This window comes from Haloarcula sp. MBLA0163, from assembly GCF_055632435.1.
In genome coordinates this window covers 2,521,635-2,548,081 of record NZ_CM145745.1, presented here as the reverse complement: position 1 = coordinate 2,548,081, position 26,447 = coordinate 2,521,635, and the positions used below count along the sequence as shown (strand labels likewise).

Here is a 26,447-nt window from a genome sequence, read left to right as displayed (position 1 = left end):
GGGCCGGTCGTTGGGCCGGATTCAACTCGATTTAATCCGGTTTAAACGGTTCACGGCGGCGATACGCCTTAGGCCGCGGCACTCTAGTCCACGGCCATGGCAGAGTATCAGCCGGGCGTCTGCAACATCGGGTCGACACAGCGTCGCGCGCGTCGGCAGGCGGGTATCGGGTCGTTCGGCGTCGCCGCGGCTATCGTCCTCGCCGTCGCGCTCTCCGTGCTCCCGCCGAGTGCGCTCTGGGCCACCGCGCCGTTCCTGTTCGGCGGGTGGGTCGGAATCTTACAGGACTACTTCCAGTTCTGCGTCGCCTTCGGGGCGCTGGCCCGGTACGACCTCTCGGGGTCCGGCGGGGCTGCCGGCTCGGTCGCCGAACGCGAGGCCGTCGCCGCCGACCGGAAGCGCGCCGCGAGGATTCTCGGCATCGCCGCCGTCCTGACCGTGGCCTCGACGGGGCTCGTCGTCGCGCTCGGGACCGTCCTCTAGACGACGGCGAGGCCGCGTGGCACCTGGTCGTAGGCGTCGTCCCACGCCCCCACCCGAGTCCAGTCCGTCCCGTCGGCCGACCGGAACAGGCCGTGGTTCGTCACCGCGCAGACCGCGCCGGCCGGGTCGGGGGCCAGCACGGCCCGTGCGAGACCGTCCAGGGCCGGCAGGCCGTCCATCGCCGTGGTCCACCCGCCGCCGGTCCGGCGGTAGACGTAGCTCTCGCCGGTCGTCGAGTGAGCCGACCGGGGACCGCTGGCGGCCGAGACGACCACGCAGTCGGGGTCGTCGGGGTGGACCGCCAGCCCCCAGACGTAGCGGTGGTCGAGGCCGTCCTGTGGGTACTGCCACGTCTCGCCGCGGTCTTCGGACTGGGCGTAGCCGTCGCCGGCGGCCGTGTACACCCTCGCCGGAGCGTCCGGGTGGACCGCCAGCGTGTGGTTGTCGCGCCGCCCGCCGGCGGGGTGGTCGACCCACGTCTCGCCGCCGTCCTCGGTCCTGACGAACGCACCGGCCTCGATGGCGACGTACACCCGGTCCGGGTCGTCCGGGGCGACGGCCAGCCACCGGACGTGGTGGGTGTGGGGCCGCGGCGGGAACGACCACCGCGAGGCGGAGTCGAGGTCGGTCAGCCCCCCGCGCTCGGTCCACGTCCGGCCGCCGTCGGTCGACCGGTAGACGGCGCTCGGTTCCGTGCCGGCCCACACCACGTCCGCGTCGTGTGGACTGACGGTGACGCTCGTGACGCGGTCGCCCGCGTCCAGCACGCCCCTCCACGTCTCCCCGCCGTCGGTCGTCCGCTGGAGTCCGGCGTCGACCGTCCCGACGAAGGCCCGGTCGGGCGCTCTCGCGTCGGCCGCGACGCACTCGAGCGTGTGGTCGCGCAGTCGCTCGGTCCACTCGCCGTCACCGACAAGGACGCGGTCGGAGAGGGCGACGTAGCAGGTGTCCATACCGCCCCTACGTCGGCGACCGGGAGAAAGATTGCGCGCTCACCGGCTGACCGACCGGGTCAGCGCGAACACGTACAGCGCGATGAAGAACGCGCCGAGGAACGCCTCGGACTGCGCGACCACGTTGACCGTCGCGTCGTCGACGGCCCCGACGCCGCCGAGGAAGAACGCGATGAACGACCCGAGGCTCAACTGGAGGTACTGCCCCACGTCGACGAACAGGCGGGGCGCGAGCGCGAGGTAGAGCGCGGCGTAGCCCACGACGAGCGCCACCGAGGCCCCGAGCGTATAGGAGGGGCGCTCGCCGTACCCGGTCGTCAGGAACAGGAAGGCGTTCAGTCCCCAGCGGCCGAGGCTCCGCACGCGGTCCCGGAGCGGCGCGTTCGCGTCGGCGACGCGCCCGGCGTGGGTCCGGCGGCGGTAGGCCAACTGCGAGACGAAGAAGGCCGAGGCGGCGGTGTTGTCCGCGATGTCGTTGGCGCCGTTCTTCGCCCGGAGGTACGTCACTTCGCCGTCGGCGGCCGGGATGGTCCCCTCGGCGGCCGTCGCCAACCGGTCGTACCGCTCGCGGGCCGCTGCCGGGACCGACTGGTCGGCCGCCCGGGTCGCCGCCCGTTCCAGCAGCGCGGCGGTCGTCTCGCCGTCGCCAGCCGCGCCGACCGCCGTCTCGAGTGCGTGCGGGTACGCGAGCGTCGCCCGAAGCGGGTCGCCGAGGCCGTCCGCGAGTTCGTGCAGCCGGTAGTCGGCGGCCTCCAGGTCGACGTCGTCGTCGCGCACGTCAAACCCGTCGAAGCGCGTCCGGTGGAACGCCAGCCGGTCCAGCGGGCCGTCCGACCCGCCGCCGGTGAACTTCACCGTCCCCAGCGTGGCCTGTTCGAGGTCGTAGACGACCGTGCCGTCGGCGGGTTGGTCGAACCGCCCGCCGCCGACCGTACTCCCGGACAGCGACACGAGCGCGACCCCGTCGGGGCCGGCGGTCGCCGGCGACAGGTCCGCGGTGTCGACGGTGCAGCTCTCGACGGCCACGACGCCGAGACAGCGGACGTCCGCGGCGGTCACGCGCTCGACCGTACAGTCGGTGACCTGCGGACTCGCGAGCGTCGCCTCGTCCAGCTGGAGGTCCGCCACCGTCGCGTCGTCGACGGTCGAGCGGACGAGCGTGCTCCCCGTGAGGTCGACCCGCTCGGCGTCCAGCCCGGTGAAGTCGGTGCCGACGAACGTCGAGTTCTTCAAGACGAGTTTCATCGACACCGCCGCGTCGGCGAAGGTGCCGCCCGTCAGCGTCGCGTCGGGCAGGTAGAACCGCTCGGCCTCGATGCGCTCGAACACCGCCTCGTCGTAGCTGGTCTCGTTGAAGTAGCCGCCGCCGAACGTCGCACCGTAGAACCGCGCCGTCCCGAACGCGGCCCCGCGGAAGTCCCCCTCGTCGAAGGTCGCGTGGTAGAAGTCGCCCGTCTCGAACGTCGCGTCGTCGAAGTCGGCCATGCCGAACTCGGTGTGGTGGAAGGAGCCGTCGCCGACGGTGGCGCCGTCGAACGCCGCCTCACCCACGCTCGCCCGGTCGAAGTCGACCGTCTCGAAGGTGGCGTCCCGGCAGTCCACGCCGTCGACGCGCACGCCGGCGAACGCGCCCGACCCGACGGTCGCACCGCGGGCGTCGAGCTCGTGGTAGGCGCCGTCGAGTCGCAACTCGCCGACGGTCGCCCCCCCGGAGGTCCAGCCGCTGGCCGACCTCGCTGTCGGTGCCGTCCAGCCGGTCGATGCTGGCGCCCCGGAGATCTATCGGGTAGTTGTCGGTGGCGTCGACCACCGCCATCGAGAGGTCCAGCGTCGCGATGTCGGCCCCGAGGAACTGCTTCGACCGGCGGCGTGCCGTCCGGTCGCCGCCGGCGCCCGACTCCACGGCGTCCAGGAACGCCGCCGACACGTCGACGTCGGCGGGCGTCTCGGCGGGCGGGCGGTGGAACGGGCAGCGGTCGGCGTCGGCCATCGCACCGTGTGGACAGCGCCACGTCTCGCCGTCGGCTATCGACCCGTGCTGTGCCGCCGGCTCACACCGGAAGCGACACTGGCCGTCCCCCGCGCCCGACCACACCATCGGTACTCGAACCCGTCGACAGGGACCGTAATAAGTGCTGTCCGCTCAGTCGTCGGCGGCGACGGCGTCGGTGCCGATGCGCCGGCCGAGGAAGTCGTCGAGCAGTTCGAACAGCCGGATCTTCTGGTCGATGTCCGAGGAGGCGTGACCCTCCTCGCCGAGTTCCTCGTACTCGTAGTCGCCCTCGGGCCCCTCGGTGTAGCCGAAGTCGTCGAGCGCCGCCCGGAACAGCCGGGCCTGCGAGACGGGGACCCGGCGGTCGTTGACCCCGTGGAGCATGAACAGCGGGGCCGAGAGGTTTTCGACGTACTCGACGGGCGAGCGCTCCCGGTAGAGGTCGGGGTTCTCCTCGGGCGTCCCGAGGTTCTTCTCCATCAGTTCGGTGCGGTAGTGGGGCATCGTGTTCTCGTACTGGTCCGCGAGGTCGGTCAGCCCTATCCACGCCACGCCGGCGTCGTAGAGGTCGGGGTACTGGACCAGCTGCCAGTACGCCGAGTAGCCGCCGTAGGACCCGCCGAAGACGGCCACGCTGTCCGCGTCGACCCACTCGCGCGTGTCCATGACGTGTTCGGCGGCCGTCGCCACGTCCCCCTGTTCGGCCCCGCCCCAGTCGTCGTACAGCTGCTGGACGAACGCGCGGCCGCGCCCGGTCGACCCCCGGTAGTTCACCTGCAACACCGAGAACCCCTGCTGGACGAGGAACTGCGTGTAGAGGCCGAAGGACTTCGTGTCCATCGCCCGCGGGCCGCCGTGGGGGTTGACGATCAGCGGCGACGGTCGCTCGCCGGAGTCGTACAGCAACGCGCCGACCTCCAGCGTCTCGTAGGGGTCGTGCTCGACGGCCGCCTGCCGGGTCTCGGGGACGCCGTCGGACTCGACGGTGAGGTACTCGGCGTCGGCGAAGTCCTCGGGCGAGAACGGACCGTACTCGGCCTCGTGGAGCGTCTCGTACTCGTCGGTCGCGAGGTCGTAGGCCAGCAGGTCCGGTCGCCGGGTCGGCGTCGTGTGGGTCAGGAGGACCCGGCCGTCGGCGAGCGTCGACTCCCCGGCGAACGTGGCGACGCCCTCCGGGAGGTCGAGTTCCCGGCTCTCGCCCGAGTCGACGTCGTAGACGACGGGCATCTTCGCGGCCTCGCGGGTCCGGGTTGTCAGGAAGCGCTCGCCGTCGGGCGTGAAGCCGTGTGGCTCCTCCTCGTATTCGCTCTCGAACCACTCGACCTCGCCGCTGTCGAGGTGGTAGACGCCCGACCGCCCGAGGTCGGTGCTGTTGTCAGAGACGAGCAGGCGCCGGCCGTCCGGCCCCCAGTCGGCCGGGCCGGCCTCCGCACCGGTCTCGCCGACGTCGAGGTTCCGCGGGTTCGAGCCGTCGGCGTCGGCCACGTAGACGTCCATGTTGTCGAAATCCTCGGACTCGTTGGTGACGTAGGCGATGCGGTCGCCCTCCGGCGAGAACAGGCCGGTCCAGACCGCGCGGTCGTAGTCGGTGAGTTTGGTGGTCTCGCCCGTCGTGCGGTCGTGCCCGTAGAGGTTCATCTGGCCGTCCCGGGTCGACCCGACCAGCAGCCTCTCGCCGTCCGTGCCGACGTCGTGGAGCACGACCTGGCCGTCCATCTCGACGACCGGTTCGACGGTCCCGTCCCGGTCGATGGCGTACAGGTCGTTCTGTTCGTCGCCGGCGTCGTCGAGGTGGAAGAACACGCGCTCGCCGTCGGCGCCCCACTCGACGTGCCAGCGGGCGTTCCGTGGGACCTCGCCGTCGCTCCACCGCTCGGACGCGCCGCTGTCGGGGTCGAGGACGTGCAGTTCGTTGCGGCCGGTGCCGTCGTAGTAGAAGGCGATCGCCTCGCCGTCGGGGGACGCGGTCGGATGTGCCAGTGTGGGCAGGCTGGCGAGCGCTTCCAGCGTCTCGGCGGTATCAGGGTCAGCCATTCAGACACACACAGACGCGGCCATCATGTATGCGTTCCGCCTAATCGGACGGCCGAGTCGCTCAGTCGTCGTCGGCCTTCGCCGCGGCGTCGTCGCCCTCGACGGGGTCGCGGTCGGCGCGCGGCCCCTCCAGTTCGACGTCGGGGAGGAGGTCACGGAGGTACTGGCCGGTGAACGACCCCTCGGTCCGGGCGACCGCCTCGGGGGTCCCCTCGGCGACGAGCTCGCCGCCGTTCTCCCCGCCTTCGGGGCCGAGGTCGATTATGTGGTCGGCGTTCTTCACGAGGTCCAGTTCGTGCTCGATGACGACCACGGTGTTGCCGTCGTCGGTCAGGCGGTGGAGGACGTCGATGAGCTTCCGCTCGTCCTCGGGGTGGAGCCCCGTCGTCGGCTCGTCCAGCAGGTACAGCGTCTCGCCGGAGTCCTTCTTGCCCAGTTCCTCGGCGAGCTTGACCCGCTGGGCCTCTCCGCCCGACAGCGTGGTCGAGGGCTGGCCCAGCGTCATGTAGTCCAGCCCCACGTCCTTCAGGAGCTGGAGGCGACGGCGGATGCCGGGGTGGCTCTCGAAGAAGTCGTAGGCCTCCTCGACGCTCATGTCGAGGACGTCGGCGATGGTCGCGCCCTTGTAGGTCACGTCCAGCGTCTCGTCGTTGTAGCGGGCGCCGCCACACTCCTCGCAGGGCACCTCCACGTCCGAGAGGAAGTTCATGTCGATGGTGACGGTCCCCTGCCCGCCGCAGGCCTCACACCGGCCGCCCTTGACGTTGAACGAGAACCGCCCCTTCTCGTAGCCCCGTTGCTTGGCGAGGTTGGTCTCGGCGAACAGCTCGCGGATGTGGTCGAAGACGTTGGTGTAGGTCGCGGGGTTCGACCGCGGCGTGCGGCCGATGGGCGACTGGTCGATGAGCCGCACCGTCTCCACCGCGTCGAGGCCCTCGATGGCGTCGTGCTCGCCGGGGTTGACGTCCGTGTCGTTCATCCGGCGGACCAGCCCCTTGTAGAGGACGTCGTGCATCAGCGTCGACTTCCCGGACCCGGAGACGCCGGTGATGGCGGTGAACGTCCCCAGCGGGAACTCGACGTCCAGGTCCGCGAGGTTGTGCTGGCGGGCCCCCTTCACGGTGAGGTGGCCGTCGCCCTCCCGTCGCTCGTCGGGCACCGGAATCACCCGGTCGCCGGCCAGGTAGTCGCCGGTGACGGACGCCTCGGTGTTCATCAGTTCCTCCTGCGGGCCGTTGACGACGACCTCGCCGCCGCGCTTGCCCGGCCCCGGGCCCATGTCGATTATCTGGTCGGCCCGGCGCATCGTCTCGGTGTCGTGTTCGACGACCAGCAGGGTGTTGCCCAGGTCACGCAGCTCCTCCAGCGTGTTCAGCAGGCGGTCGTTGTCCCGCTGGTGGAGGCCGATGGAGGGTTCGTCCAGCACGTACAGCACGCCGACGAGGCCGGAGCCGATCTGCGTGGCGAGGCGGATGCGCTGGCTCTCGCCGCCCGAGAGGGTCGACGCCTCGCGGTCCAGCGTCAGATATTCGAGGCCGACCTCCTGCATGAACCCGAGGCGGGCGCGAATCTCCTTGAGAATCTCCTCGGCGATCTTCGTGTCCCGCGCCGAGAGGTTCGCCTCCAGGCCCTCGAAGTGCTCTAGGGCGTCGCCGATGGACATCCGGTTGACCTCGGTGATGGCCGTGCCGTCCACCAGCACCGCGCGGGACTCGGCCTTCAGGCGGGTCCCCTCGCAGGCGGGACACGTCGTCGTCGCCATGAACTCCTCGATGTGCTCGCGGGCGCGGTCGGAGTCGGTCTCGACGTGGCGGCGCTCGAGGTTCGGGATGACGCCTTCGAACCGTTCGGTCTTCTCCCGCGTGCCGTTCTTCGTGCGCCACTGGAAGTGGACGACGTCGTCGGTGCCGTAGAGGAACTGCCGCTGTATCTCCTCGTCGAGCTCCTCGAAGGGTGTCTCCAGCGAGACGCCGAAGTGGTCGGCGACGTTGTCCAGCTGCCGGGAGTAGTAGGTCCGGTCGTAGCTCCAGGGCTCGAAGACGTGCTTGAGCGGTTTCGAGCGGTCCCGGATCACGAGGTCCTCGCTGACCTCCTTGGTCTCGCCCAGCCCCTCACACTCGGGACAGGCGCCGTGGGGCGAGTTGAACGAGAACGAGCGGGTCTCGACCTCGGAGATGTCGATGCCGCAGTGCGTGCAGGCGAGGTCCTCCGAGAGTTCGACGACGAGGCGGTCCTCGTCCGTCGCTGCCTCGCCCTCGGCGTCGGCGAGGTCGCCGGTCGCGCGGGCGGTCGACCCGCCGAGCGCGTCGGCCGCGCCCTCGGGCGGGTCCGGGAGGACGACCTTCAGCGTCCCGTCGGCCTCGGTCAGGGCCGTCTCGACGGAGTCGTTGATGCGCGAGCGAGCGTCCGTTGAGACCTTCACGCGGTCGACCACCACGTCGACGGTGTGGTCGTAGTTCTCGTCGAGTTCGGGCCGGTCGAGCGTGAGGTCGTACTCCTCGCCGTCGACCTCCACGCGCGAGTACCCCTCGCTGACGAGGTCGTCGAACAGGTCCTCGAAGGCCCCCTTCTGGTCGCGGACGACCGGCGCACACAGTTTCGCCCGTGTGCCATCGGGGAGTTCGAGGAGGCGCGAGACCATGTTCTGGGCGGACTGCTCGCCCACCTCGCGGCCACACTCCGGGCAGTGTGGCACGCCGACGCGGGCGTACAGCAGCCGGAGGTAGTCGTGGAGTTCCGTGACGGTGCCCACCGTCGACCGGGGGTTGTTGGCGGCGTTCTTCTGGTCGATGGAGATGGCCGGCGAGAGCCCCTCGACGTTCTCGACCTGTGGCTTGTCCATCTGGCCAAGGAAGTTGCGGGCGTAGGCCGACAGCGACTCGATGTAGCGCCGCTGGCCCTCCGCGTACACCGTCTCGAAGGCGAGCGACGACTTTCCCGACCCCGACAGCCCCGTGACGACGGTGAGTTCCTCGCGGGGAATCTCCACGTCGACGTCCTTGAGGTTGTGTTCCTCAGCACCCCTGACCTCGATGACGTCCTTGCTCATCTATGGGTTCACCAAGGACGGGGGCGGTGAAACCCTGTCGGTTGCTCGCGCACTCTCTTTTCATCCGATGCGAAAATCTACGAAAAGTTTCAAGTCGTCGCTGTGTGAGTCGGGGTGTATGAGCGAGACGGCGTCGAAGTACGACATCCAGGGCATCGAACTCACGGACGACACGTACACCGTCGAGCAGAGCCTCGTCCGGAACAAGTACAAGGCGATGGACGCCGCCGGCAACGTCGTCCTGCGGGGCAAGCAGAAGATGTTCAAACTCAAGGAGAAGTTCCCGTTCGTCGACGCCGACGGCAACGAGGTGTTCGAGGTCAACGCCGGCGGCATCGTCGACATCGCCGGCAACTACGTCTTGACCGACTCACAGACCGGCGAGGACGTCGTCGTCCTCGACAACGACTACTCCATCCTGCAGGACACGTGGACGATCCGGGACGCCCAGACCGAGGAGAAACTCGCCGAAATCAACTCCCGCGGGGCGCTGGTGACGCTGGCCCGGAACACCCTGCCGTTCGGGGAGTGGATTCCCCACAAGTACGAGATCACCGACCGGGACGGCGACCACGTCGGCAACATCGACGGCCAGTTCTCGCTGAAGGACCGCTACGAGATAACCATCGACGACGCCAGCGACGTGCCGAAGGAACCCGTCGTCGCCGCGGCGATGGTCATCGACGCGATTCAGGGCAACTGAGCGGACGGCGCGCTCGTTCAAACCCCGCTTTGAACGTCCAGAAGGCGCTTTACGTGCCGCGCCAACGTCGGCATATGGGCAACGCGAACACGCAGGTCGAACGCGTCCGGACGCTGCGCGCCGTCGGAGCGGGCCTGTCGGTCCTGCTGGGACTCGCGCTCTCGGGCTACGGCAGTTACACGCATCTCACACTCGCTGCGCGAGTGAGCGCAGGACGGTGTGACGGGTGTGCGCCGTGGCATCCCCTCTTCGTCATCGCACCCATCGCCGTCGGAGTCGGTTTGGTGCTTCTCGGCGGCTACGTTCTCTCCCGCCGGTGACTCCGCGGCCCGACAAAGCGGGTCGAACCGTCCGCGTCGCCGTCGACTACAACTGCTCGGGCACCAGTCCGCCGTCGACCTCGACGTTCTCGCCGGAGATGTAGTCCGAGTCCTCGTCGAGGAAGAACAGCAGCGCCTGCTGCATGTCCTCGAAGGAGGCGGGCCGCCCGCGCGGCAGGTCCTCGGGGAACTCGTCGGAGTTCTCGACGGTGTAGGGAGAGACGGCGTTGACCGTGATGCCGTCGTCCTGGGTCTCGGCGGCGAGCATCCGCGTGAACATGATGACGCCGGCCTTCGCGACGTAGTACGGGAAGTTCACCGGGTCGACGTAGGTCCGCTCGGCGGTGGCGTAGCCGACGTTGACGATGCGGCCCCACGACCCCTCGCGCATCGCCGGGAGCGCGCGCTTCGCACAGAGACAGGTGGCGTCGAAGTTCGTCGTCATCACCGTCCGCCACGTGTCGTAGTCGATGTCCTCCCAGTAGGTGGGCGCGAACGCGCCGACGTTGTTGACGAGGACGTCGACGCTGCCGAGGTCGGCCTCGACGCGGTCGAAGATACCGTCGACGGCGTCCGGGTCGGTGACGTCGCCCTGTACCGTCGTCGCCGTCGCACCCCGTTCGCGGGCCGTCTCGGCCACGTCGGCGGCGGCGTCGCCGCTCGTGTTGTAGTGGACCGCCACGTCGGCGCCGTGGTCGGTGATAGCCAGCAGGAGTTCGCGGCCGACGCCCTTCGCGCTCCCGGTCACCAGTGCAGTCCGTCCGTCGAGGTCCGGCGAAAGCATACCACCGCTAGGGGTCCCCGGATGAAAACCCCCACCGGAAGCCTTCTTGCCGTCCCGCCCCGAATCGGGGTATGCATCGGCGGACGTTCCTCTGGCGGGTCGGCGCCGCCGGCGTCGGGGCCGGCGCGGTCACCGGCGCCGCGAGCGCCCATCCGACCCCGACCGGCGAGGCCACCGGAGGCACGCCGCCCGGGACGCCGACAGGCCGGGACCCACTGGGGACCGTCGACCTGCCGGGCGCCCACGAACTGGTCACCAGTCCGGACGGCCACACCGCCTACGTCGCCACCGGGACGGGCGTCGCCGTCGTCGACGCCACCACCCCCACGAACCCCCGCCTCATCACCCACCGGACGGGCCTGCTGGCCGACAGCGACGGGGGGCCGATGGCGGAGGTACAGGACCTCGCCGTCGTCGACGACAGGCTCCTCGTCGCCGGCCCAGCCCACCCCGCGGAGGGCGCTCACGGCCTCGTCGTCTTCGACGTGAGCGACCGCCAGCAGCCCGACCGCGTCGCCGGCTACGAGGTCGACACCGTCGTCCACAACTGCGACTTCGACGGCCGCTACGCCTACCTCACGGCCAACAGCCGGGAGGGGAACCCCCTGCTGGTCGTCGACACGGAGACGGAACGCGAGGCCGGGACGTGGTCGCTGTTCGACGCCGACGACGCGTGGCGGGACGTGCCCGCCGGCCTCCGGCCGCTCCACGACGTGTGGGTCCACGGCGACCGGGCGTATCTGGCCTACTGGGACGCCGGGACGTGGATTCTCGACGTCTCGGACCCGGCCGCCCCCTCGCTCGTCTCGCGGGTCCGCGGGCGCGACCCGGCCGAACTGGCCGCCGTCGAGCGCCCGGCCCTCGAGCGGAGCGAACCGCCCGGTAACGACCACTTCGTCACGGTGAACGAGGACGCGACGCTGCTCGGCGTCGGCGCTGAGTCGTGGGACCTCGACGACGACGGCTCGGGCGGTCCGAGCGGCATCGAACTGTTCGACGTCAGCGACGAGACGGCCCCCGAATCCGTCGCCACCATCGCCCCGCCGTCGACCAGCGACCCGACGCCGGGCGGCGTGCTGACGACGGCGCACAACTTCGAACTCGTCGATGGCCGCTGCTACGCGGCGTGGTACAACGGCGGCGTCACCGTCCACGACGTGCGCGACCCCGCCGCTCCCGACGAAGTGTTCGCGTGGCGGGACTCCGAGACCACCTCGTTCTGGACGGCCCAGCGCGGCGCCGGGTGCTTCCTCGCGGCCAACACGAACGCCAACGCCGGGTCGGAGGTCACCCCCGGCGTCTACACCTTCCCGGACCCGCGCCTCCCGACGCCGAGCGAGTCGACGGACGGGGTGGCCGACGGGCCGGGCATCGTCGGGGCCGCCGGCGACGGGTTCGGCGTGGCGACGGCGCTCGCGGCTATCGGCCTCGCCGCGTGGCGACTCCGGCGCTGAGGCGGCCGGGCTCAGGACAGCGCGTTCGCGACTGCGGCGGCCACGCTCCGCGCTCGGTCGGCCAGTTCCTCGGGGACGTTCCCCGCCTCGACGGCGGCGTCGAGTTCGTCGTCGTCGACGCGTTCGACGCTGCCGTCGGCGTGCTTTATCACGTCGACGTGGAGGTCGACGTACCGGGCGGTGTCCGGGAATATCTCGACGGGCGTGCAGACGTTGACGTAGGTGCCCTTCCGCTCGCCGTCGCTGTCCCGGTAGGTCGTCGGGTACCACCAGCGCCCCTCCTTCAGTTTCGTCTCCGCGACGTCGCCGGCCTCCTTCGGGACGCCCAGTGCGTCGTACTCGCCGCCCGGCGACATCTCTCGCTCGACGGTGACGGTGCCGTCGGCGTCGACCGACTGCACGTCGGCCCGGCCCAGCGTGATGAGCCGGCCGTCCGGTTTCCCGTGGCCGAGCGTGAGCGACCCGCCCGTCTGCGGGCCGAACTGCCGGGCGGTCACGGCGAAGGGGAAGTCCGTCTCGCCGCCGCTCCCGGGGTCGTCACACAGTGCCTCCACGTAGTCGACGGCGGCGCTGGCGGCGTTCGACCCGGCCTTCACGCGGTGGTGGCCCCGCATCGTCGTCGTCACCGCGCGGCGCTGCTCGTCCAGCGCGAAGCGGCTCTCCCGGCCGAACCACACCCACGTCGTCGCGCCGCCGTCGTGGTAGCGATGGGGCGCGGCGTCTGACGGTGGGTCCGCCCCGCCGAGTGCGTCGTCGATGGCCTCGGCGCGGGCGTTGGCCGCCGAGAGCGCGTCGGCCAGCGCGTCGAACGACGCCTCGTCGCTGGCACGTTCCCACGAGACGCCCCACCCGTCGCGGGGGTCGGCCGATATCACGTCCAGCATCGCCGGGCCGCCCGCCGTCGTCGCGTTCGAGGCGCCCCGTTCCAGCGTGAGGACGCCGCCCCGGACCGCGACGGTTCCGTCGAGGACGGGCCGCCCGTCGGTCCACGGGGCGCTTCCCTCAACGACCTGCACTCTGAGTCTGTCACCCGACTCCACGCGGTCGTCGGCGTTCGAGTACGGTAGGAACCCCTCGCCGTCGCCGCAGTCCACGACGGCACCGCTCCCGAGCGTCTCGGTCACCTCGCCGGCGTACACCGCGCCCTCGGGGAGCGGGTCGGCCCACCAGAGCGCGTCCCGGCCGAGGTCGCCCAGCAGGTCGACCACCCGCTCGACGGTGTCGCTCTCGCCGCTGACGCCGACGCCCTGCCGGTCGTCGGTCGTCGCCACGGTCGCCGCCGCCCGCTCGACCGCGAAGTCGGCGTCGAAGCGGTCCTCGATGGGGCCCGACGCCTGCACCACGTCGATGCCCGCCTCGTCGAGCAGGTGGGTCAGCGCCGTCGTGTAGATGCCCCTGATGCGGACGCTCATAGCGCGTCTCGCTCGGTCGCGAAGCGGACCCGTCCGTCGACGGTCGGACCCAGCGTCAGTTCGACCACGTCGTCGCTCAGCACCCGCCCGCCCTCGACGGGGACGCCCCACGAGTCGAACCGGAGGTAGCCGCGGATGTCGTCGGCGTGCGTGTAGAGGTCCAGATACTCCACGGTGTGGGTCTGAATCTCGGCGGAGCTGTGGGCGACGTCCATGTCCGAGTGGACGGTCTCGCGGTCGGCGAAGAACGCCTCGAGGTCCTCGGCGGCCGCGTCGGTGGCGGCGACGACGGCCTCTGAGGCGGCCTCGATGGTCGTCTGCTCGACGCCGGCCTGCCGGAGCGCGCGCTGTTCGCGCTGTGTGAAGTGCATACCCGCCCTTGTCGGCGGGGGATAGAAAACGTCGCGGACTCAGGCCATCGCGTTCAGCACCAGGACGAGAGCGCCGAACAGGATGCCGAAGGCCACGATGGTTCGCGGGTCGATACGGATGGTGTTCTGGTCTTCTGCGTCGAAGTACCTGACCAGTCCGGCACTCGACATCAGCCCGCCGCTGTCGCTGCTCATACCACTGACTGTCCACTCGCCGGGAGTAAGCCTTTCGGGTTCGCTCCCGGCGCACCCACATGGACAATCCTTATCTGACACCACAGATTACATCGAAGAGAACCATGACGGTCACGCTCAAGGACTTCTACGCCGATTGGTGCGGCCCCTGCAAGACCCAAGACCCTATCCTCGAGGACCTGGAGGAGGAGTGGACTGACGTCCAGTTCGAGAAGATAAACGTCGACGAGGAGCAGGACGTCGCCAACGAGTACCAGGTACGCTCCCTGCCGACGCTCATCGTCGAGAACGACGACGGCATCGTCGAGCGCTTCGTCGGCGTCACGCAGGCCGAGGACCTCGAAGACGCGCTCTCGCAGGCCGGCGCGTAGGCACTCCCCTCCGTTCTCGCAGTCCCATCGCTCCCCACAGCGCCCGCTCAGTCCGTCGAGGAGGACGCCTCGAACCGACTCGCCGGGAGCAGCAGGTCGTGGACCTCGGGCAGGTGCTTGACGTTGTAGACTATCTTCGCGTCCGTCTCGGGCGCGACGATACAGGAGAGGCGGATTCCCCTGTCGTGGAGCTCCTGTGGCAGGATGTGGCTCTGTGGCGAGGGCATCTCGCCCTCGACGACGGCGACGGCGCAGTTCGTGCAGGCCCCGCCGCGACAGGCGAAGGGCCACGCGTACCCCTCGCCCTCGGCGGCCTCCAGGAGGGACTCGTTCTCGGCGACGTGGAACCGGCCGTAGTCCTCGGGGTCGAACCCGCCGTCGGCGGCCTTCTCGAAGAGGTCGTCGTCGTCAAGTGCCCACCCCTCGTCCGCGATGACCTCGTAGTTGAGGTACTGGACCTCGACGCCCTCGGGTTCGGGCGGGTCCGGGTCCGGTTCGGGCTCCGTCTCGGTGGCTGCGGGGTCGGGCGCCGGTCCGGTCGGCGGGCGCCGCGGCTCGTCGCCGGGCTCGTAGCCGTTCTCGATGCGCTCGTAGGCGTCCTGCACCGCCTGGAACGCCTCGGCCGACCCGCCCTGGTCGGGATGGGTCTCCTTGACTCGCTCCCGGTAGGCGTCGACGATGTCCGCCTCGTCCGCGTCCGGGTCGACACCGAGTATCTCGAATGGAGAGGCCACACCGGGGAGTAGGACTGCGGGGTGAAAAGTCTCTCTTCGCGGGTCGCTACTGGAACCGGACGCCGAGGTCGTGCAGGCCGTCGTTGTGGCGGGCGACGTTGATGAGGAGGGGTGTCAGTCCCTCGACTTCGGCGGCGTTCGAGAGCGGCCCGCCGTCCAGCGCGCGCAGACCGACGATGGCCTCGGCGAGTTCGCAGACGGTGTCTTTCGCGTCCGTGTCGTCGCCGACGACGACGGTGTCCCAGTCGAGGTCGGCGTCGAGGTTCGCCAGTCGGCCGGCGGCGAGGTTGTGGAACGCGCCGACGACGGGCGTCCCCTCCGGGGCGGCCTTCGCGGCCAGCTGGGTGACGCTGCCGACGCCGGGGCGGTTGTAGTGGAAGCCGTCTTCGTCCCGCTTCATGCCGACGGCCGGCGAGACGAGGATGGCGTCGCCGAGCACGTCCGCGACGGCCTCGACGGTGTCCGTGAGGTGGTACGCCGGGACGGCCGTGACGACCACGTCAGCGCGGGCGGCCGCGTCCTCGTTGGCCAGCCCCTCGATCGTGACCTCCTGGCCGCGACTGTCCAGCTCGGTCTCGTACTCCTCGGCCTTGGTCTCGGCCTTCTCGGCCTCACGTGACCCGACGATGACCGTGTGGTTCGTGTCGTACGCCCAGCGGAGGGCGAGGCCCTCGCCGATGTCGCCGGTCCCGCCGAGTAGCGCGATATCCATATCTACGGGGTGGGGCGACCTGCGAATAAGCGTTGTGCGACCGGTGGGACTTGCCTACGTGTACTCGTTCCAGAGGTAGTCGACGCCGCCGCCGTAGGCCGCGTACAGCGCCGCCGCGAGGCCCACGCCGTAGGCCACCAACTGCGCGACGATAGCGAGCGGACTGGTGGTGCCCAGCAGCAACGCGAACGCCGTCGCCAGGACGACCGTGACGACGAAGATTGTGAGGATGAACACCGCGACGCGGCCGGGTCTGTGCGACGTGCGGAATATCTGCTGATTGTTCGAAATCGTCCAGTACGCCGCCGGGAACGCGACGAGGGCGAAGCCGATGGCGTACAACTGGACGTACTGGATACCCGGTTCGAACACCGCCGCGCCGCCGACGAGGCCGGCCCAGACGCTCACCAGCAGCGACCAGCCGAGCATTCCTCGCCGTCCCATACCGACCCGTTCCGACTCGTCGTAGAAACCCCTGCCGTTCTCCGTGGCCCGCTACGCCAGCAGGTCGGTGAGGTCGTCGACCGTCTCGACGACGGCGCTCGCACCGGCGTCGGCGTACTTCCGGCGCCCGGACTCGCCGGTCAGACCGCCGGTCAGGACGCCGACGCCGTAGTAGACCCGCTCGCCGTCCTCGGCGTCGGCGTTGATCGCCGTCCGGACGTCGTCCAGCGTGTCGCCGGCGAACGCCACGCGCTCGGCGTCGAAGCGCTCGGCCAGCGTCACGAGGGCGTGCGGGTGCGGTTTCCCCTCCGCCCAGTCGTCCATCGTGAAGCGGTGGTCGTCGGGGATGTCCAGCCCGACCCGTTCCATCGCGATGTCGGCCTCCGCCGCTGGCCGGCCGGTGACGACGCCGACGGCGTACCGCTCCCTCAGGGCCGCCAGCGTCTCGGGGGCGACCAGCACCGGTTCGTCGTTGATGTACCCCGGCGCGTCGAACGGCGGGTCGCCGCCCTCCAGGTCGCGGTACAGGTCGCTCCCGAGGTACAGCGTCTGGAACACGTCCCGGAGTTCTTCCGGGTCCCACGCCTCGAGGACTCGCTCGGCGGCGGTCTCGTCGAGCAGGTCGCGGACGACGGCTTTCGCCGCCTCGAGGCCGCCGCCCCGGTCGGCGATGGCGTCGGTGAAGGCCGCGAGGTCCGCCACGTCGGCCTCGCGGGCCGAGAGGACGAACAGCGCCGCCGCGTCGGTCACCTCCCAGTCGTTGTTGAACCCGCCGGCGTCCTTGAACCGCTGGATGCCGGCCTTCTCGATGGTGTCGCCGTACACGCGCTCGACGGACTCGACGACCGCCCGTCGGTAGGAGTCGGCCACGTCAACGAGGACGCCGTCGATGTCGAGGACCACCGCGTCGACTTGCATGTCGGGACGGTGGCGGCCCTCGTTCAAGCCGCTTGCTATCCGGGGCCCTCGCTGGCCCGGTACAGCGTCTCCCCGCCCGGCAGCTGCTCTCGGTCGACCGGCACGGTCGGCTGGTCGCCGCCCAGCGTGGTGAACCAGCAGGCGGCGCCGACCCGGCGAGCGACCGCTCGAAGGGGGCGGTGAAGTTCCGGCGGGAGGTTCCGCGCGAAGACGACGTCGGCCCCCTCGTACACCGAGCGGTCGGGGTCGGTCACGTCGTCGACGACGAAGGCGACGCCCTCGGGGACCGGTCGCTGTTCGATGTCGGTCGCCGTCACGTCGACGCCGCGCTCGACCAGTCCCGCGGCCACGTCCGGGTGGCTGCCGATACCGACTTCGACCACGGCCTCTGCGGCGGCCAACCGGTCGACGAGAGCGCGGTCGGAGTCACCCATGGCGGGATGTTTAAGCGGTGCCGTCTCATATGGGTTCGCATGCACGTCGACATCGTTCCGGTGGGCGAGGTCTCCGCCCAGGTCAAGCGTGAGGCCTCCGACGGCCTCCGGGCCACCTACGACTGCGAGGTCTCTATGCACGAGCCACAGTCGGTGCCCGCCGGTGCGTACGATGGCGACCGCGACCAGTACCGCGCCGAGGAGTTCATCGACCTCGCTCGCCGCGTCGGGTCGGGCAGCAAGAACATCGCCATCACGCCCAAAGACCTCTTCTACCGCCGCCGGAACTACGTGTTCGGACTCGCCTACCTCGGCGGGTCGGGGAGCGTCATCTCCACGTACCGCCTGCAGACGTCCTCGGACGGCGGCTTCTCGAACCGCTCGGCCGGCGAGATATTCTCCGCCCGCGTGCGCAAGGAGGTCGTCCACGAGATCGGCCACACGCTCGGGCTGGAGCACTGCGACAACAAGCGCTGCGTCATGAACTTCTCGCCGACGGTCCGGCAGGTCGACGTCAAGGAGGCGTCGCTCTGTGGCTCCTGCCAGCGGGACGTCCTGTAGAGAGAACCGCCGGACGGCGACGGTCCTAACGAGTTAGGTAGAGTATCTAATCCCCTCTGGGTCTTCCTCCCGAATGCGATGAGCAAGAGTCAGTCCAGCGACCGAGTTGCGGAGCTAGGTGACATCTTCGTCTCGGTCACCGGCGATGAATCGGTCACCGAACAGCAGGCCGGCGACTCCCCCGACCGAGAGCTCCGGCCCGAAGAGGAGTTCGACCCCGAGGAGGTCGCGGACGGACTCGACGACGCCGTCGCCGGGTCCGAGACCGGCGATACCTCCGACCCCGCGGCCTGACGCCCGCGGGAGCGTGTGTTCTCCGTTTTCGAGCCGACAGTAGCGGCTGCTCTACCGTCTCTCGAGTCGCGGAAAACGCCGCCGGCCTCAGTTCTGCGTCGGCGAGTAGTAGTACTCGCCCGCGTTCTTCTGTTTGCGGTCGAGCTGGGAGCCCGGCTTGTTGATGCGCGGCCGCGAGGTCCGCTCGTCGCGGCGGAACGTGATGTCGAGGTTCGAGAGGAACTCGTTCATCCCCTCGCGCATCCCCTGTGGCGGGGCCGCGTGTCCGTTCTTGGCGGGTTCGCCCTCGAAGACGAGCAGGCGGTCCGCGAGCAGGTCTATCATGTAGATGTCGTGGTCGATGACCATCGCCGTCGCGTCGTGGTTCTCGGCGTAGCGCCGGATGGCGGAGGTCGCGAGCACCCGCTGTTCGACGTCGAGGTGGGCCGAGGGTTCGTCCAGCAGGTAGAGGTCGGCGTCCTTCGAGAGACACGCTGCGATGGCGACGCGCTGGCGCTCCCCGCCCGAGAGGTCCGTCAGCTGCTGCTCCATCACCGCGTCGAGCTGGAGGGGCTGGGCGATCTCGGTGTTCCAGTAGGAGGTGCCGAAGTCGTCCGTGATGGAGGCGAGGAACGCGTCGACGCGCATCGGCTGGTCGATTTCGATGTACTGGGGCTTGTAGGCGATGTCGAGGCTCGTGTCGACCGACCCCGTGCTGGGTTCGAGGCGCCCGGCGAGCATCTTCGCGAACGTCGACTTCCCGATGCCGTTCGGGCCGACGACGCCCAGCACCTCGCTCTCGCGGATGGTGCCGGCGTCGACCGACAGCGAGAACTCGCCCTCGCCGTAGCTCTTCTGGAGGTCCGGGTACTCGATGACCACGTCGCCGGTCGAGGCGGTCCGCGGGGCGTGCTCCTCGAACTCGATTTCGGTCTGCCGGATGCGCATGTTCTCGTTCTCGAGGTACCCCGAGAGGTACTCGTTGATGCCGTTCTTCGTCGACTTCGGCGACGTGATGATACCGAACGCGCCGGGCGACCCGTAGGCGACGTTGATGTTGTCCGCCAGCAGGTCGAGGATGGCGAGGTCGTGTTCGACCACGAGCATCGAGCGGTCGCCCTCCTCGGCGAGTTCGCGGATGAGACGGGCGGCGGTCATCCGCTGGCCGATGTCCAGATACGGCGTGATCTCGTCGAGGAAGTAGAAGTCGGCGTCCCGGGCGAGCGTCGCCACCAGCGCCACGCGCTGGAGTTCGCCACCCGAGAGGTCGTCGATGTGGTTGTCGACGACCGGTCGGATGCCAGTCCGCTCTATGAGGTAGTCCAGCTCGCCGCGCTCGTCGGTCTGTTCGAGCAGTTCGCGGGCCTTCCCATCGAACTGGTCGGGGATGCGGTCGACGTACTGTGGCTTGCGGGCCACCTCGACGTCGCCGTCGCGCATGTCCTCGAGGTAGTCCTGCAGGGCGGTCCCGCGGTACTCGTCGAGAATCTCGTCCCAGCCGGGCCGCTCGCCGTAGCGCCCGAGGTTCGGCGCCATCTCGTCGGCGAGGATGCGGACGGCGGTGGTCTTCCCGATGCCGTTCGGCCCGAGGATCCCGGTGACCTGCCCCTCCTGTGGCGTCGGCAGGCCGTACAGCGCGAACGCGTTCTCGCCGTAGCGGTGGACCGGGTCGTCGGTCAGCTCCTGCGGGAGGTTGATGATCTCGATGGCGTCGAACGGGCACTTGTTGACGCAGATGCCACAGGACTCACCGAGACAGATCTCCTCGGAGATGCGGACCTGGTCGGGTTTCCCCTCGAACTCTTCGTCTTCCTCGTGGGCGTCCTCGCGCTTGACGATGCACTCCTTCCCGCTCCGGTTGGGCGGGCAGTAGTTCATACATTCGTAGTTACAGCGGTCGGGCTGACACCTGTCGAGGTCGACGACCGCGATGCTGTCCTCCGCCATCGTTACACCCCGGCCGTCAGCAGGATGCCCCACGAGACGAACCAGAGCGCGAAGGTCATGAACGCGATGTAGAGGACGTCCTTCGTCGAGAGGTCGTCCTGACCGATGCCGATGAGCCGGAGAACCGGGAACTGTGCGAGGACGGCGGCCGCCACGACGAGGACGCCGGTGACGTCCGTCGCCCCCGACGCGACGGCGTTCGAGACGAACGCCGCCGCGATGCCCGCGACGGCCGTGATGGTCGTGACGGTGAGTCCCCGCATGTGGGAGCTCATGCCGTCCGCCGTATCCGTAGCCATACCCACTACTGGACTACCCTCCACCAAAAGGGGCGCGGTTCCAGTACCGCTCGGCGCCGGTGGCGCCGCGCCGACCGAGTCGACAGTTCCGCCGTCAGCGCCGGTCTGGCGAACTGACTCCTCAATCTTTATGCATCCGGCGCCACTCGGTGCAGGTAATGACGGAATCCGATGGGGAGGCCATCGCAGACCTTCCACCGAGCGCGAAGCTCGTCTACAAGGTGCTGGAATACGACGGGCCGCTCACCCAGAAAGGCATCGTGGAAGAGTCGATGCTCTCCGCGCGAACGGTCCGCTACGCTCTCGAACGGCTCGACGAGGTCGGCGTCATCGAGGAGGACGTCTACTTCGCCGACGCCCGACAGAACCTCTACGAGATAACGGAACAGCCGGCCGAACAGGCCGACGCCGCCGTCTCGGACTGACTCACCGACTGACTTCTCTCACCCCGTATCCACAGGCCGGACAGTTCTGACGCTCCTCGTCGAAAGTGAGGCCACACAGCCCACACTCGTAGGTCGACCGCGGTCCCAACCGCGCTTTCAGGTGCCGTCGGATACTCATCGCCCGGTCACGCGAGCGCACCGCAGGTCCGACAGCGCGGCCGACCCGCGCTCGGGTCGAACACCAGTGCTATCTCCTGACAGTGTCGGCAGTACCTGTCGTCGGCACCGAACCGCGCGTCGGCGGTGACGCGACGGGGCGTGGCTGAGCGGGCGTCGTTCGTTGCCATGTCAACACGAAGCACGAACTCCCACTAAAGTCCTGTGGGCATACGTCTCGTAATACCCTTATACACTACTAGATGCTGGCCGACTTCCGGAACGAGTGAATCGAAACAGCATTTCTGATAGACAGAATTGTTCGATTGTTTTCCACACGTGCTCCAGTGGACGCCTCTACGCCCGAGGTCGGTGGGGCACCCAGCGGTCGGCCCGACCCGGGGGTGCCACCCGCTGTCCACGCGGAGGTTTTTGGTCGCCACCGGCCTAGCGACGGGCATGAGCGACGAGGCCCGACGGACGGAGGGGTTCAAACAGCGAACACGAGTCGAGTCGGCCCGGGAGACGCTGCTCTCGGCCGTGACGCCGCACGACAGGACCGAGCGCGTCCCGCTCAGGGACGCCGACGAATGCGTCCTCGCGACGGACGTGGCGGCCGCACGCCCGGTTCCGCACTACCAGCGGGCGGCGATGGACGGCTACGCGGTCCGGGCCGAGGACACCTTCGGCGCCAGCGACCGCTCGCCCGAGCAGTTGCGCGTCGGCGAGCGCGTGGGGCCGGGCACCGCCAGCCGGGTCCACACGGGGAGCGAACTGCCGGCCGGCGCCGACGCCGTGGTGATGGTCGAGGACACCGACCGACAGGGCGAGTCGCTGACCGTCTTCGACGCGGTGGCCGGCGGCGAGAACGTCGCCCCGGTCGGCGAGGACGTCGAGGACGGCCAGACGCTGTACGAGGCCGGCCACCGACTCAGGCCCTCGGACCTCGGCCTGCTGAAGTCCGTGGGACTGGACGCCGTCGAGGTGTACGAACGCCCACGCGTGAGCGTGGTTCCGACCGGTGAGGAACTCGTCCAGGACGACCCCGCTCCCGGCGAGGTCGTCGAGACGAACGGCCAGACGGTCACGCAGTACGTCGAGCGCTGGGGCGGCGAGGCCACCTACCGGGACGTGGTCACCGACGACGAGGACGCCCTCCGGGCGGCCGTCGAGGGCGACCTCGACCACGACGTGGTGGTGACGACCGGCGGGTCCTCGGTGGGCGAACGCGACCTCATCCCCGAGGTGGTCGACGAGTTGGGCGAGGTGCTGGTCCACGGCGTCGCGCTGAAGCCCGGGCACCCGGTCGCGCTGGGTCGGGTCGCGGACACGCCGGTCCTCATGCTCCCGGGGTATCCCGTCGCCTGCATCGTCAACGCCGTCCAGTTCCTGCGCCCGACGCTCGAACGGGCCGGGCACCTCCCGACGACGGACCCGCCGACGACCGACGCGCGGTTGACGCGCAAGGTAGTGAGCGACCCGGGCACCCGGACGTACGTACGCGTCCAGCTGGACGAGGACGACGACGGCGTCACGGCGACGCCGACCCGTGCGAGCGGGTCGGGGGTCCTCTCCAGCGTCGCGCTCGCGGACGGCTGGGTCGTCGTCCCCGAGCGCCGGGAGGGGTACGACGCCGGCGAGACGGTCGCCGTCGAGGACTGGGAGGCCTCGCGATGAGCGACCGACGGGAGTTCCGCGACCTCGCCCCGCCGGAGGAAGCCCACGAGACGCTGGCCGGCCTCGACCTGACGCCCGACCCCGAACGGGTGCCGCTCGCCGAGGCCCGCGACCGCGTCCTCGCGGAGCGCGTCGACGCCGAACTGGACGTGCCGGGGTTCGACCGGGCGAGCATGGACGGCTACGCGGTCCGGGCGGCCGACACCTTCGGCGCGGACGAGGCCGACCCGGTGACGATGCCCCTCGTCGGCGCGGTCCACGCCGGCGAGGAACCCGACGTGACCGTCGAGGAGGGGACCGTCGCCGAGATATCGACCGGCGCGGTGATGCCCGACGGGGCCGACGCCGTCGTGATGGTCGAACGCACCACCGAAGTCGAGGACGGCGTCGAGGTCCGGACCGCCGTCGCGCCCGGCGACAACGTGATGCTGGCGGGCGCGGACATCGCCGCCGGCGCGCGGGCGCTCGGCCCCGGCACGCGAATCACGCCCCGAGAGATCGGCCTGCTGTCGGCGCTGGGCGTCGACGAGGTACCGGTCCGCGGGACGCCCACCGTCGGCATCGTCTCGACCGGCGACGAACTGGTCCGGCCGGGCGAGCCGCTGGACAGCGCGGCCGGCGAGATATACGACGTCAACAGCTACACGCTCGCGGCGGCCGTCGAGGAGGCCGGCGGCGACCCGGTGCTGTACCCCCACGCCGGCGACGACTACGAGGAGATGGAGCGGTTGCTCCACGAGGCCGCCGACGAGTGCGACCTCGTCCTCTCCTCCGGGTCGACGAGCGCCAGCGCCGTCGACGTCATCTACCGGGTCATCGAGGACCGCGGCGAACTCCTCCTGCACGGCGTGGCGGTCAAGCCCGGCAAGCCGATGCTGGTCGGCACCGTCGGCGAGTCGGCGTACGTCGGCCTGCCCGGCTACCCCATCTCGGCGCTGACCATCTTCCGCGTGTTCGTCGCGCCGGTCATCCGCGAGGCGGCCGGGCGCGAGGCGCCCGCGACGGCGACGGTCACGGGCGAGATGGCTGTCACCGAACGGTACAGCGAGGGGCGCCACCGCCTGCTCCCGGTCGGCCTCGTCGCGGACGGCGACGGGAACCTGCTCGTCTACCCGGTCGACAAGGGGAGCGGCGCGACCACCAGCCTCGTGGACGCCGACGGCACCGTCACGGTCCCCGCCGACACCGACTACCTCGGCGCGGGCGAGACGGTCGAGGTGGACCTGTTCTCGTCGGACGTGCGCCCGCCGACGCTGCTCGGCGTCGGCGAGGACGACCCCACCCTCGCCCGACTGCTGGACGACGTCGCCCGCCCGCGCTACCTCCCGGTCGGGACGACGGAGGGACTCCGTCGGCTCGGGGACGGCACGCCCGACGTCGCCGTCGCGGCCGGCCCGGCCGAACCGCCGAAGGCGGCCGTCAACATCGGCGACTGGGAGCGCGACTGGGGGCTGGTCGTCGCCCCCGACGCCGACGTCGACTCGCTGGCGGCCCTCGTCGACGGCGACTGGCGCTTCGTCAACCGCGACACCGGGTCGGGGCTGCGGCGGAGCTTCGACGACGCGCTGGCCGCCCTCGCCGAGGAGCGCGACACGGACCGCGTGACGGTCGCCGAGGCCATCGACGGCTACGAACTGACGACGAAGGCCCACGAGAGCCCGGCCCGGAAGGTCGCCGCCGGACAGGCGGACGCGGGGCTGGGACTCCGGGCGACCGCGGAGAAACTCGGACTCGACTACGTCTCGCTGGGGGCCCAGCAGGTCCGTGTGCTGGCCAACGCCGACCGGACGGAGAAGGAGAGCGTCCTCGCGCTCCAGCAGGCCATCGAGGGGCTGTGACTCACTCGTCGTCGGCGTACTCGTAGGGCGCGCGGTCCCCCTCGCTGTCGAGGTAGTCCTCGTTGAGTTCCCAGCCGCCCTCGCCGTCCTCGACCATGTACTCGCCGTAGTACGGGACCCGCTCGGCGACGGTCTTCTCGAAGGCCTCCCGCATCGCGTCCTTCGTCTCGCCGATGGCGACGAGGTCGTCGTTCCGGTTCAGACAGCCCTTGAGGTAGCCGTCGTGGGTGAGCCGGACCCGGTGGCAGTTCGCACAGAACTCCGCGTTGCCGACGGGGTCGACGATCTCGACCATCCCGAGGCCGCTCCCGTCGGTGGCCGCGCGTTCGGCACCGGTCGCTTCGACCGTCGCGTCGCCGTCGGCCTCGCTGTTGACGAAGTAGCGCCGGCGGTCGTGCATCTCGCGGGTCTCGACGTGGTCGGCCCGGTCCTCGAGCCAGTCGTGGACGCGCTGGATGTCGATGGCCCACTCGGGGTGGCCAGCCAGCTCCGGCATGTACTCGATGAGCTGGAGCTGGAGCCCGTCGTTCTCGGCGACGTGGTCGACCATCCCCGGGACGTACCCCGCGGTCGGTTCGAACACGACCATGTTGAGCTTCACCGGTGCGAGCCCGGCGTCCAGTGCCGCCTCGACCCCCTCCAGGACGCGCTCGTAGGCGCCGCTCTGGGTCAGTTCGGCGAACGCGTCCTTGTCGAGGGCGTCTTGGGAGACGTTGACGCGTTCGAGGCCCGCCTCCACGAGGCCCTCGGCACGGCCCGGCAGGAAGGTGCCGTTGGTCGTCATCGACACCTCCATCTCGTCGGGCGCGCGCCGGACTATCTCCTCCAGGTCGTCCCGGAGCATCGGTTCGCCCCCCGTGAACTTCACGGCCTCCACGTCGAACTCACGGGCCACCTCCAGGAACCGGACGACGGCGTCGGTCGACAGTTCGTCGTCTTGTGGGTCCATCGGGCCGCGCGTGTCGCCGAGGCCCTCGTTGTGACAGTAGACGCAATCGAAGTTACACCGGTCTGTCAACGAGACGCGGACCCCCGACACTTCGCGCCCGAACTCGTCTTCGAGCATTTGCTTGCCGGGTGTTCACACTCCGCGGATTTAAAGGGTCGTTTTGTAGGCCCGACCTAGCGACGGCAATCGGGAGAAGCGTTTTCAGCCACGGCCGCACCTGCTAGGGCATGGACATCGTCGGCGCGCTGGCTGCCCACGAGGGAACGACCTGCTTCGTCGGCGCGGGCGGGAAGAAGACGACGATGGCGGCGCTGGCCGCCCGACTGGACCGCGCCGTCGTCACCGCCACCGTCCGCATCCCCATCTTCGACGACTGGGTCGCAGATGTGGCGGTGACGGACGACCCCGTCGCGGCCGTCGCGGCCGCCGACGAGTGGCCCGTCGGCGTCGTCCCCGAACGGGAGCGGGAGGACCGGTATCTGGGGTACGACCGCGAGACGGTGGCGGCGCTGGCCGACTGCGGCCTGCCGGTGCTCGTGAAGGCCGACGGGGCGCGGATGCGCCGGTTCAAGGCCCCGAGCGACCGCGAGCCCCAGGTCCCGTCGACGGCCGACACCGTGGTCCCCATCGCGAGCGCCCACGTCGTCGGCCAGCCACTGACCGACGAGCGCGTCCACCGGGTCGACCGGGTGGCCGCCCTCACCGGCCTCGACCCGGGCGACACCATCCGCGCAGCCGACGTCGCGACGGTGCTCGCGAGCGACCGGGGCGGCCGGAAGGGCGTGCCCGAGGGCGCGACGGTGGTCCCGCTCGTGAACATGGTCGACGACGACGAGCTGGCGGCCACCGCGCGCGAGATAGCGAGCGAGATTCACGACCGGGCGGACGTACCGCGGGTGGTCCTCGCGGAGATGCGCGCGCCAGACCCGCTGGTCGACGTCGTCTAGGCGGTGGTTACCGGTTCCTCTACCCTCTCCCGTGCGCGGGGGCGAGTGAC

The 26,447-nt window shown here is 70.0% G+C and carries 28 protein-coding genes; 11 read left to right on the top strand and 17 right to left on the bottom strand.

Features of this window, described 5'->3' with window-relative positions; translation table 11 throughout:
* The first annotated feature begins 96 nt into the window (after positions 1–96).
* The gene (locus ACV7GQ_RS13540; protein WP_470310760.1) at positions 97–483 is read left to right on the top strand and encodes a hypothetical protein; all 387 of its coding nucleotides are present in this window, start codon (positions 97–99) and stop codon (positions 481–483) included.
* Here ACV7GQ_RS13540 and ACV7GQ_RS13535 read toward each other — a convergent pair.
* The 4 genes from ACV7GQ_RS13535 to uvrA form a co-directional block, all read right to left on the bottom strand.
* Positions 480–1,436 carry a WD40/YVTN/BNR-like repeat-containing protein gene (locus ACV7GQ_RS13535; protein WP_470310759.1) on the bottom strand — a complete coding sequence of 319 codons (957 nt, stop codon included), beginning with the start codon at positions 1,434–1,436 and terminating at the stop codon, positions 480–482. The genes ACV7GQ_RS13540 and ACV7GQ_RS13535 overlap by 4 nt on opposite strands.
* 39 nt (positions 1,437–1,475) lie before the next feature.
* The gene (locus ACV7GQ_RS13530; RefSeq protein ID WP_470310758.1) at positions 1,476–3,125 is read right to left on the bottom strand and encodes a pentapeptide repeat-containing protein; all 1,650 of its coding nucleotides are present in this window, start codon (positions 3,123–3,125) and stop codon (positions 1,476–1,478) included.
* A 454-nt stretch (positions 3,126–3,579) separates the two neighbouring features.
* A complete protein-coding gene (locus ACV7GQ_RS13525; protein ID WP_470310757.1) occupies positions 3,580–5,463 on the bottom strand; it encodes a S9 family peptidase in 1,884 nt (627 codons plus the stop codon).
* A gap of 61 nt (positions 5,464–5,524) precedes the next feature.
* On the bottom strand, positions 5,525–8,512 hold the full coding sequence (uvrA, locus tag ACV7GQ_RS13520; RefSeq protein WP_470310756.1) for an excinuclease ABC subunit UvrA: 2,988 nt from the start codon (positions 8,510–8,512) through the stop codon (positions 5,525–5,527).
* A 118-nt stretch (positions 8,513–8,630) separates the two neighbouring features.
* On the opposite strand from uvrA, the gene ACV7GQ_RS13515 reads away from it, so the two are divergent.
* Together ACV7GQ_RS13515 and ACV7GQ_RS13510 are read left to right on the top strand one after the other, a co-directional pair.
* Entirely contained in the window at positions 8,631–9,215 is a 585-nt protein-coding gene (locus ACV7GQ_RS13515; RefSeq protein WP_470310755.1) for an LURP-one-related/scramblase family protein, read from the top strand.
* Positions 9,216–9,289: 74 nt separating this feature from the next.
* Positions 9,290–9,535: a hypothetical protein gene (locus tag ACV7GQ_RS13510; RefSeq protein WP_470310754.1), complete on the top strand. Its 246-nt coding sequence runs from the start codon at positions 9,290–9,292 to the stop codon at positions 9,533–9,535.
* 46 nt (positions 9,536–9,581) lie between these two features.
* On the opposite strand, the gene ACV7GQ_RS13505 is transcribed toward ACV7GQ_RS13510, so the two are convergent.
* Positions 9,582–10,319, bottom strand: a complete 738-nt coding sequence (locus tag ACV7GQ_RS13505; protein ID WP_470310753.1) for an SDR family NAD(P)-dependent oxidoreductase — start codon at positions 10,317–10,319, stop codon at positions 9,582–9,584.
* Between the two features lie 71 nt (positions 10,320–10,390).
* Here ACV7GQ_RS13505 and ACV7GQ_RS13500 point away from each other — a divergent pair, with 71 nt between their 5' ends.
* Positions 10,391–11,773, top strand: a complete 1,383-nt coding sequence (locus ACV7GQ_RS13500) for an LVIVD repeat-containing protein (RefSeq protein ID WP_470310752.1) — start codon at positions 10,391–10,393, stop codon at positions 11,771–11,773.
* Positions 11,774–11,784: 11 nt separating this feature from the next.
* On the opposite strand, the gene ACV7GQ_RS13495 is transcribed toward ACV7GQ_RS13500, so the two are convergent.
* From ACV7GQ_RS13495 to ACV7GQ_RS13485, 3 genes are read right to left on the bottom strand one after another with little or no spacing between them, the layout of a single operon-like run.
* The gene (locus ACV7GQ_RS13495) at positions 11,785–13,185 is read right to left on the bottom strand and encodes a ribonuclease FAU-1 family protein (protein ID WP_470310751.1); all 1,401 of its coding nucleotides are present in this window, start codon (positions 13,183–13,185) and stop codon (positions 11,785–11,787) included.
* A complete protein-coding gene (locus ACV7GQ_RS13490; protein WP_470310750.1) occupies positions 13,182–13,556 on the bottom strand; it encodes a DUF7532 family protein in 375 nt (124 codons plus the stop codon). The genes ACV7GQ_RS13495 and ACV7GQ_RS13490 overlap by 4 nt, the downstream gene beginning before the upstream one ends.
* A gap of 39 nt (positions 13,557–13,595) precedes the next feature.
* Positions 13,596–13,751 carry a preprotein translocase subunit Sec61beta gene (locus ACV7GQ_RS13485; RefSeq protein ID WP_220617203.1) on the bottom strand — a complete coding sequence of 52 codons (156 nt, stop codon included), beginning with the start codon at positions 13,749–13,751 and terminating at the stop codon, positions 13,596–13,598.
* Between the two features lie 104 nt (positions 13,752–13,855).
* Here ACV7GQ_RS13485 and ACV7GQ_RS13480 point away from each other — a divergent pair, with 104 nt between their 5' ends.
* Complete coding sequence (locus ACV7GQ_RS13480) at positions 13,856–14,122, top strand: thioredoxin family protein (protein ID WP_470310749.1); 267 nt, start codon at positions 13,856–13,858, stop codon at positions 14,120–14,122.
* Positions 14,123–14,169: 47 nt separating this feature from the next.
* Here the strand turns inward: ACV7GQ_RS13480 and fer are convergent, their stop codons facing one another.
* From fer to ACV7GQ_RS13455, 5 genes are read right to left on the bottom strand one after another with little or no spacing between them, the layout of a single operon-like run.
* A complete protein-coding gene (gene fer, locus ACV7GQ_RS13475; protein ID WP_470310748.1) occupies positions 14,170–14,856 on the bottom strand; it encodes a ferredoxin Fer in 687 nt (228 codons plus the stop codon).
* 46 nt (positions 14,857–14,902) lie between these two features.
* Positions 14,903–15,568, bottom strand: coding sequence for an NADPH-dependent F420 reductase (npdG, locus tag ACV7GQ_RS13470; RefSeq protein WP_470310747.1), 666 nt, complete (start codon positions 15,566–15,568; stop codon positions 14,903–14,905).
* Between the two features lie 54 nt (positions 15,569–15,622).
* Positions 15,623–16,012 (bottom strand): hypothetical protein, encoded by a 390-nt coding sequence (locus ACV7GQ_RS13465; RefSeq protein WP_470310746.1) that lies wholly within the window; start codon positions 16,010–16,012, stop codon positions 15,623–15,625.
* Positions 16,013–16,063: 51 nt separating this feature from the next.
* Entirely contained in the window at positions 16,064–16,930 is an 867-nt protein-coding gene (locus tag ACV7GQ_RS13460) for a TIGR01548 family HAD-type hydrolase (protein WP_470310745.1), read from the bottom strand.
* Positions 16,931–16,965: 35 nt separating this feature from the next.
* On the bottom strand, positions 16,966–17,364 hold the full coding sequence (locus ACV7GQ_RS13455; RefSeq protein WP_470310744.1) for a UPF0146 family protein: 399 nt from the start codon (positions 17,362–17,364) through the stop codon (positions 16,966–16,968).
* A gap of 39 nt (positions 17,365–17,403) precedes the next feature.
* Here ACV7GQ_RS13455 and ACV7GQ_RS13450 point away from each other — a divergent pair, with 39 nt between their 5' ends.
* Positions 17,404–17,925 (top strand): archaemetzincin family Zn-dependent metalloprotease, encoded by a 522-nt coding sequence (locus ACV7GQ_RS13450; RefSeq protein WP_166968258.1) that lies wholly within the window; start codon positions 17,404–17,406, stop codon positions 17,923–17,925.
* A 78-nt stretch (positions 17,926–18,003) separates the two neighbouring features.
* Positions 18,004–18,219 carry a hypothetical protein gene (locus ACV7GQ_RS13445; protein ID WP_166968259.1) on the top strand — a complete coding sequence of 72 codons (216 nt, stop codon included), beginning with the start codon at positions 18,004–18,006 and terminating at the stop codon, positions 18,217–18,219.
* 87 nt (positions 18,220–18,306) lie between these two features.
* Here the strand turns inward: ACV7GQ_RS13445 and ACV7GQ_RS13440 are convergent, their stop codons facing one another.
* Both ACV7GQ_RS13440 and ACV7GQ_RS13435 read right to left on the bottom strand, forming a co-directional pair.
* Complete coding sequence (locus tag ACV7GQ_RS13440) at positions 18,307–20,145, bottom strand: ribosome biogenesis/translation initiation ATPase RLI (RefSeq protein WP_470310743.1); 1,839 nt, start codon at positions 20,143–20,145, stop codon at positions 18,307–18,309.
* A gap of 2 nt (positions 20,146–20,147) precedes the next feature.
* Positions 20,148–20,444, bottom strand: coding sequence for an EMC6-like membrane protein (locus ACV7GQ_RS13435; protein WP_470310742.1), 297 nt, complete (start codon positions 20,442–20,444; stop codon positions 20,148–20,150).
* Positions 20,445–20,602: 158 nt separating this feature from the next.
* Here ACV7GQ_RS13435 and ACV7GQ_RS13430 point away from each other — a divergent pair, with 158 nt between their 5' ends.
* Positions 20,603–20,869 carry a MarR family transcriptional regulator gene (locus tag ACV7GQ_RS13430; protein ID WP_135306228.1) on the top strand — a complete coding sequence of 89 codons (267 nt, stop codon included), beginning with the start codon at positions 20,603–20,605 and terminating at the stop codon, positions 20,867–20,869.
* 146 nt (positions 20,870–21,015) lie between these two features.
* Here the strand turns inward: ACV7GQ_RS13430 and ACV7GQ_RS13425 are convergent, their stop codons facing one another.
* Positions 21,016–21,177, bottom strand: coding sequence for a hypothetical protein (locus ACV7GQ_RS13425; RefSeq protein WP_470310741.1), 162 nt, complete (start codon positions 21,175–21,177; stop codon positions 21,016–21,018).
* Positions 21,178–21,445: 268 nt separating this feature from the next.
* Between ACV7GQ_RS13425 and ACV7GQ_RS13420 the strand changes: the two genes are divergently transcribed.
* A complete protein-coding gene (locus tag ACV7GQ_RS13420; RefSeq protein ID WP_470310740.1) occupies positions 21,446–22,663 on the top strand; it encodes a molybdopterin molybdotransferase MoeA in 1,218 nt (405 codons plus the stop codon).
* A complete protein-coding gene (locus ACV7GQ_RS13415; protein ID WP_470310739.1) occupies positions 22,660–24,501 on the top strand; it encodes a molybdopterin biosynthesis protein in 1,842 nt (613 codons plus the stop codon). Before ACV7GQ_RS13420 ends, ACV7GQ_RS13415 begins: the two co-directional genes overlap by 4 nt.
* Before the next feature lies 1 nt (position 24,502).
* On the opposite strand, the gene moaA is transcribed toward ACV7GQ_RS13415, so the two are convergent.
* Positions 24,503–25,567, bottom strand: coding sequence for a GTP 3',8-cyclase MoaA (gene moaA, locus ACV7GQ_RS13410; RefSeq protein WP_470310738.1), 1,065 nt, complete (start codon positions 25,565–25,567; stop codon positions 24,503–24,505).
* A 110-nt stretch (positions 25,568–25,677) separates the two neighbouring features.
* Here moaA and yqeC point away from each other — a divergent pair, with 110 nt between their 5' ends.
* Entirely contained in the window at positions 25,678–26,397 is a 720-nt protein-coding gene (gene yqeC, locus ACV7GQ_RS13405) for a selenium cofactor biosynthesis protein YqeC (RefSeq protein WP_470310737.1), read from the top strand.
* Positions 26,398–26,447: the final 50 nt, after the last annotated feature.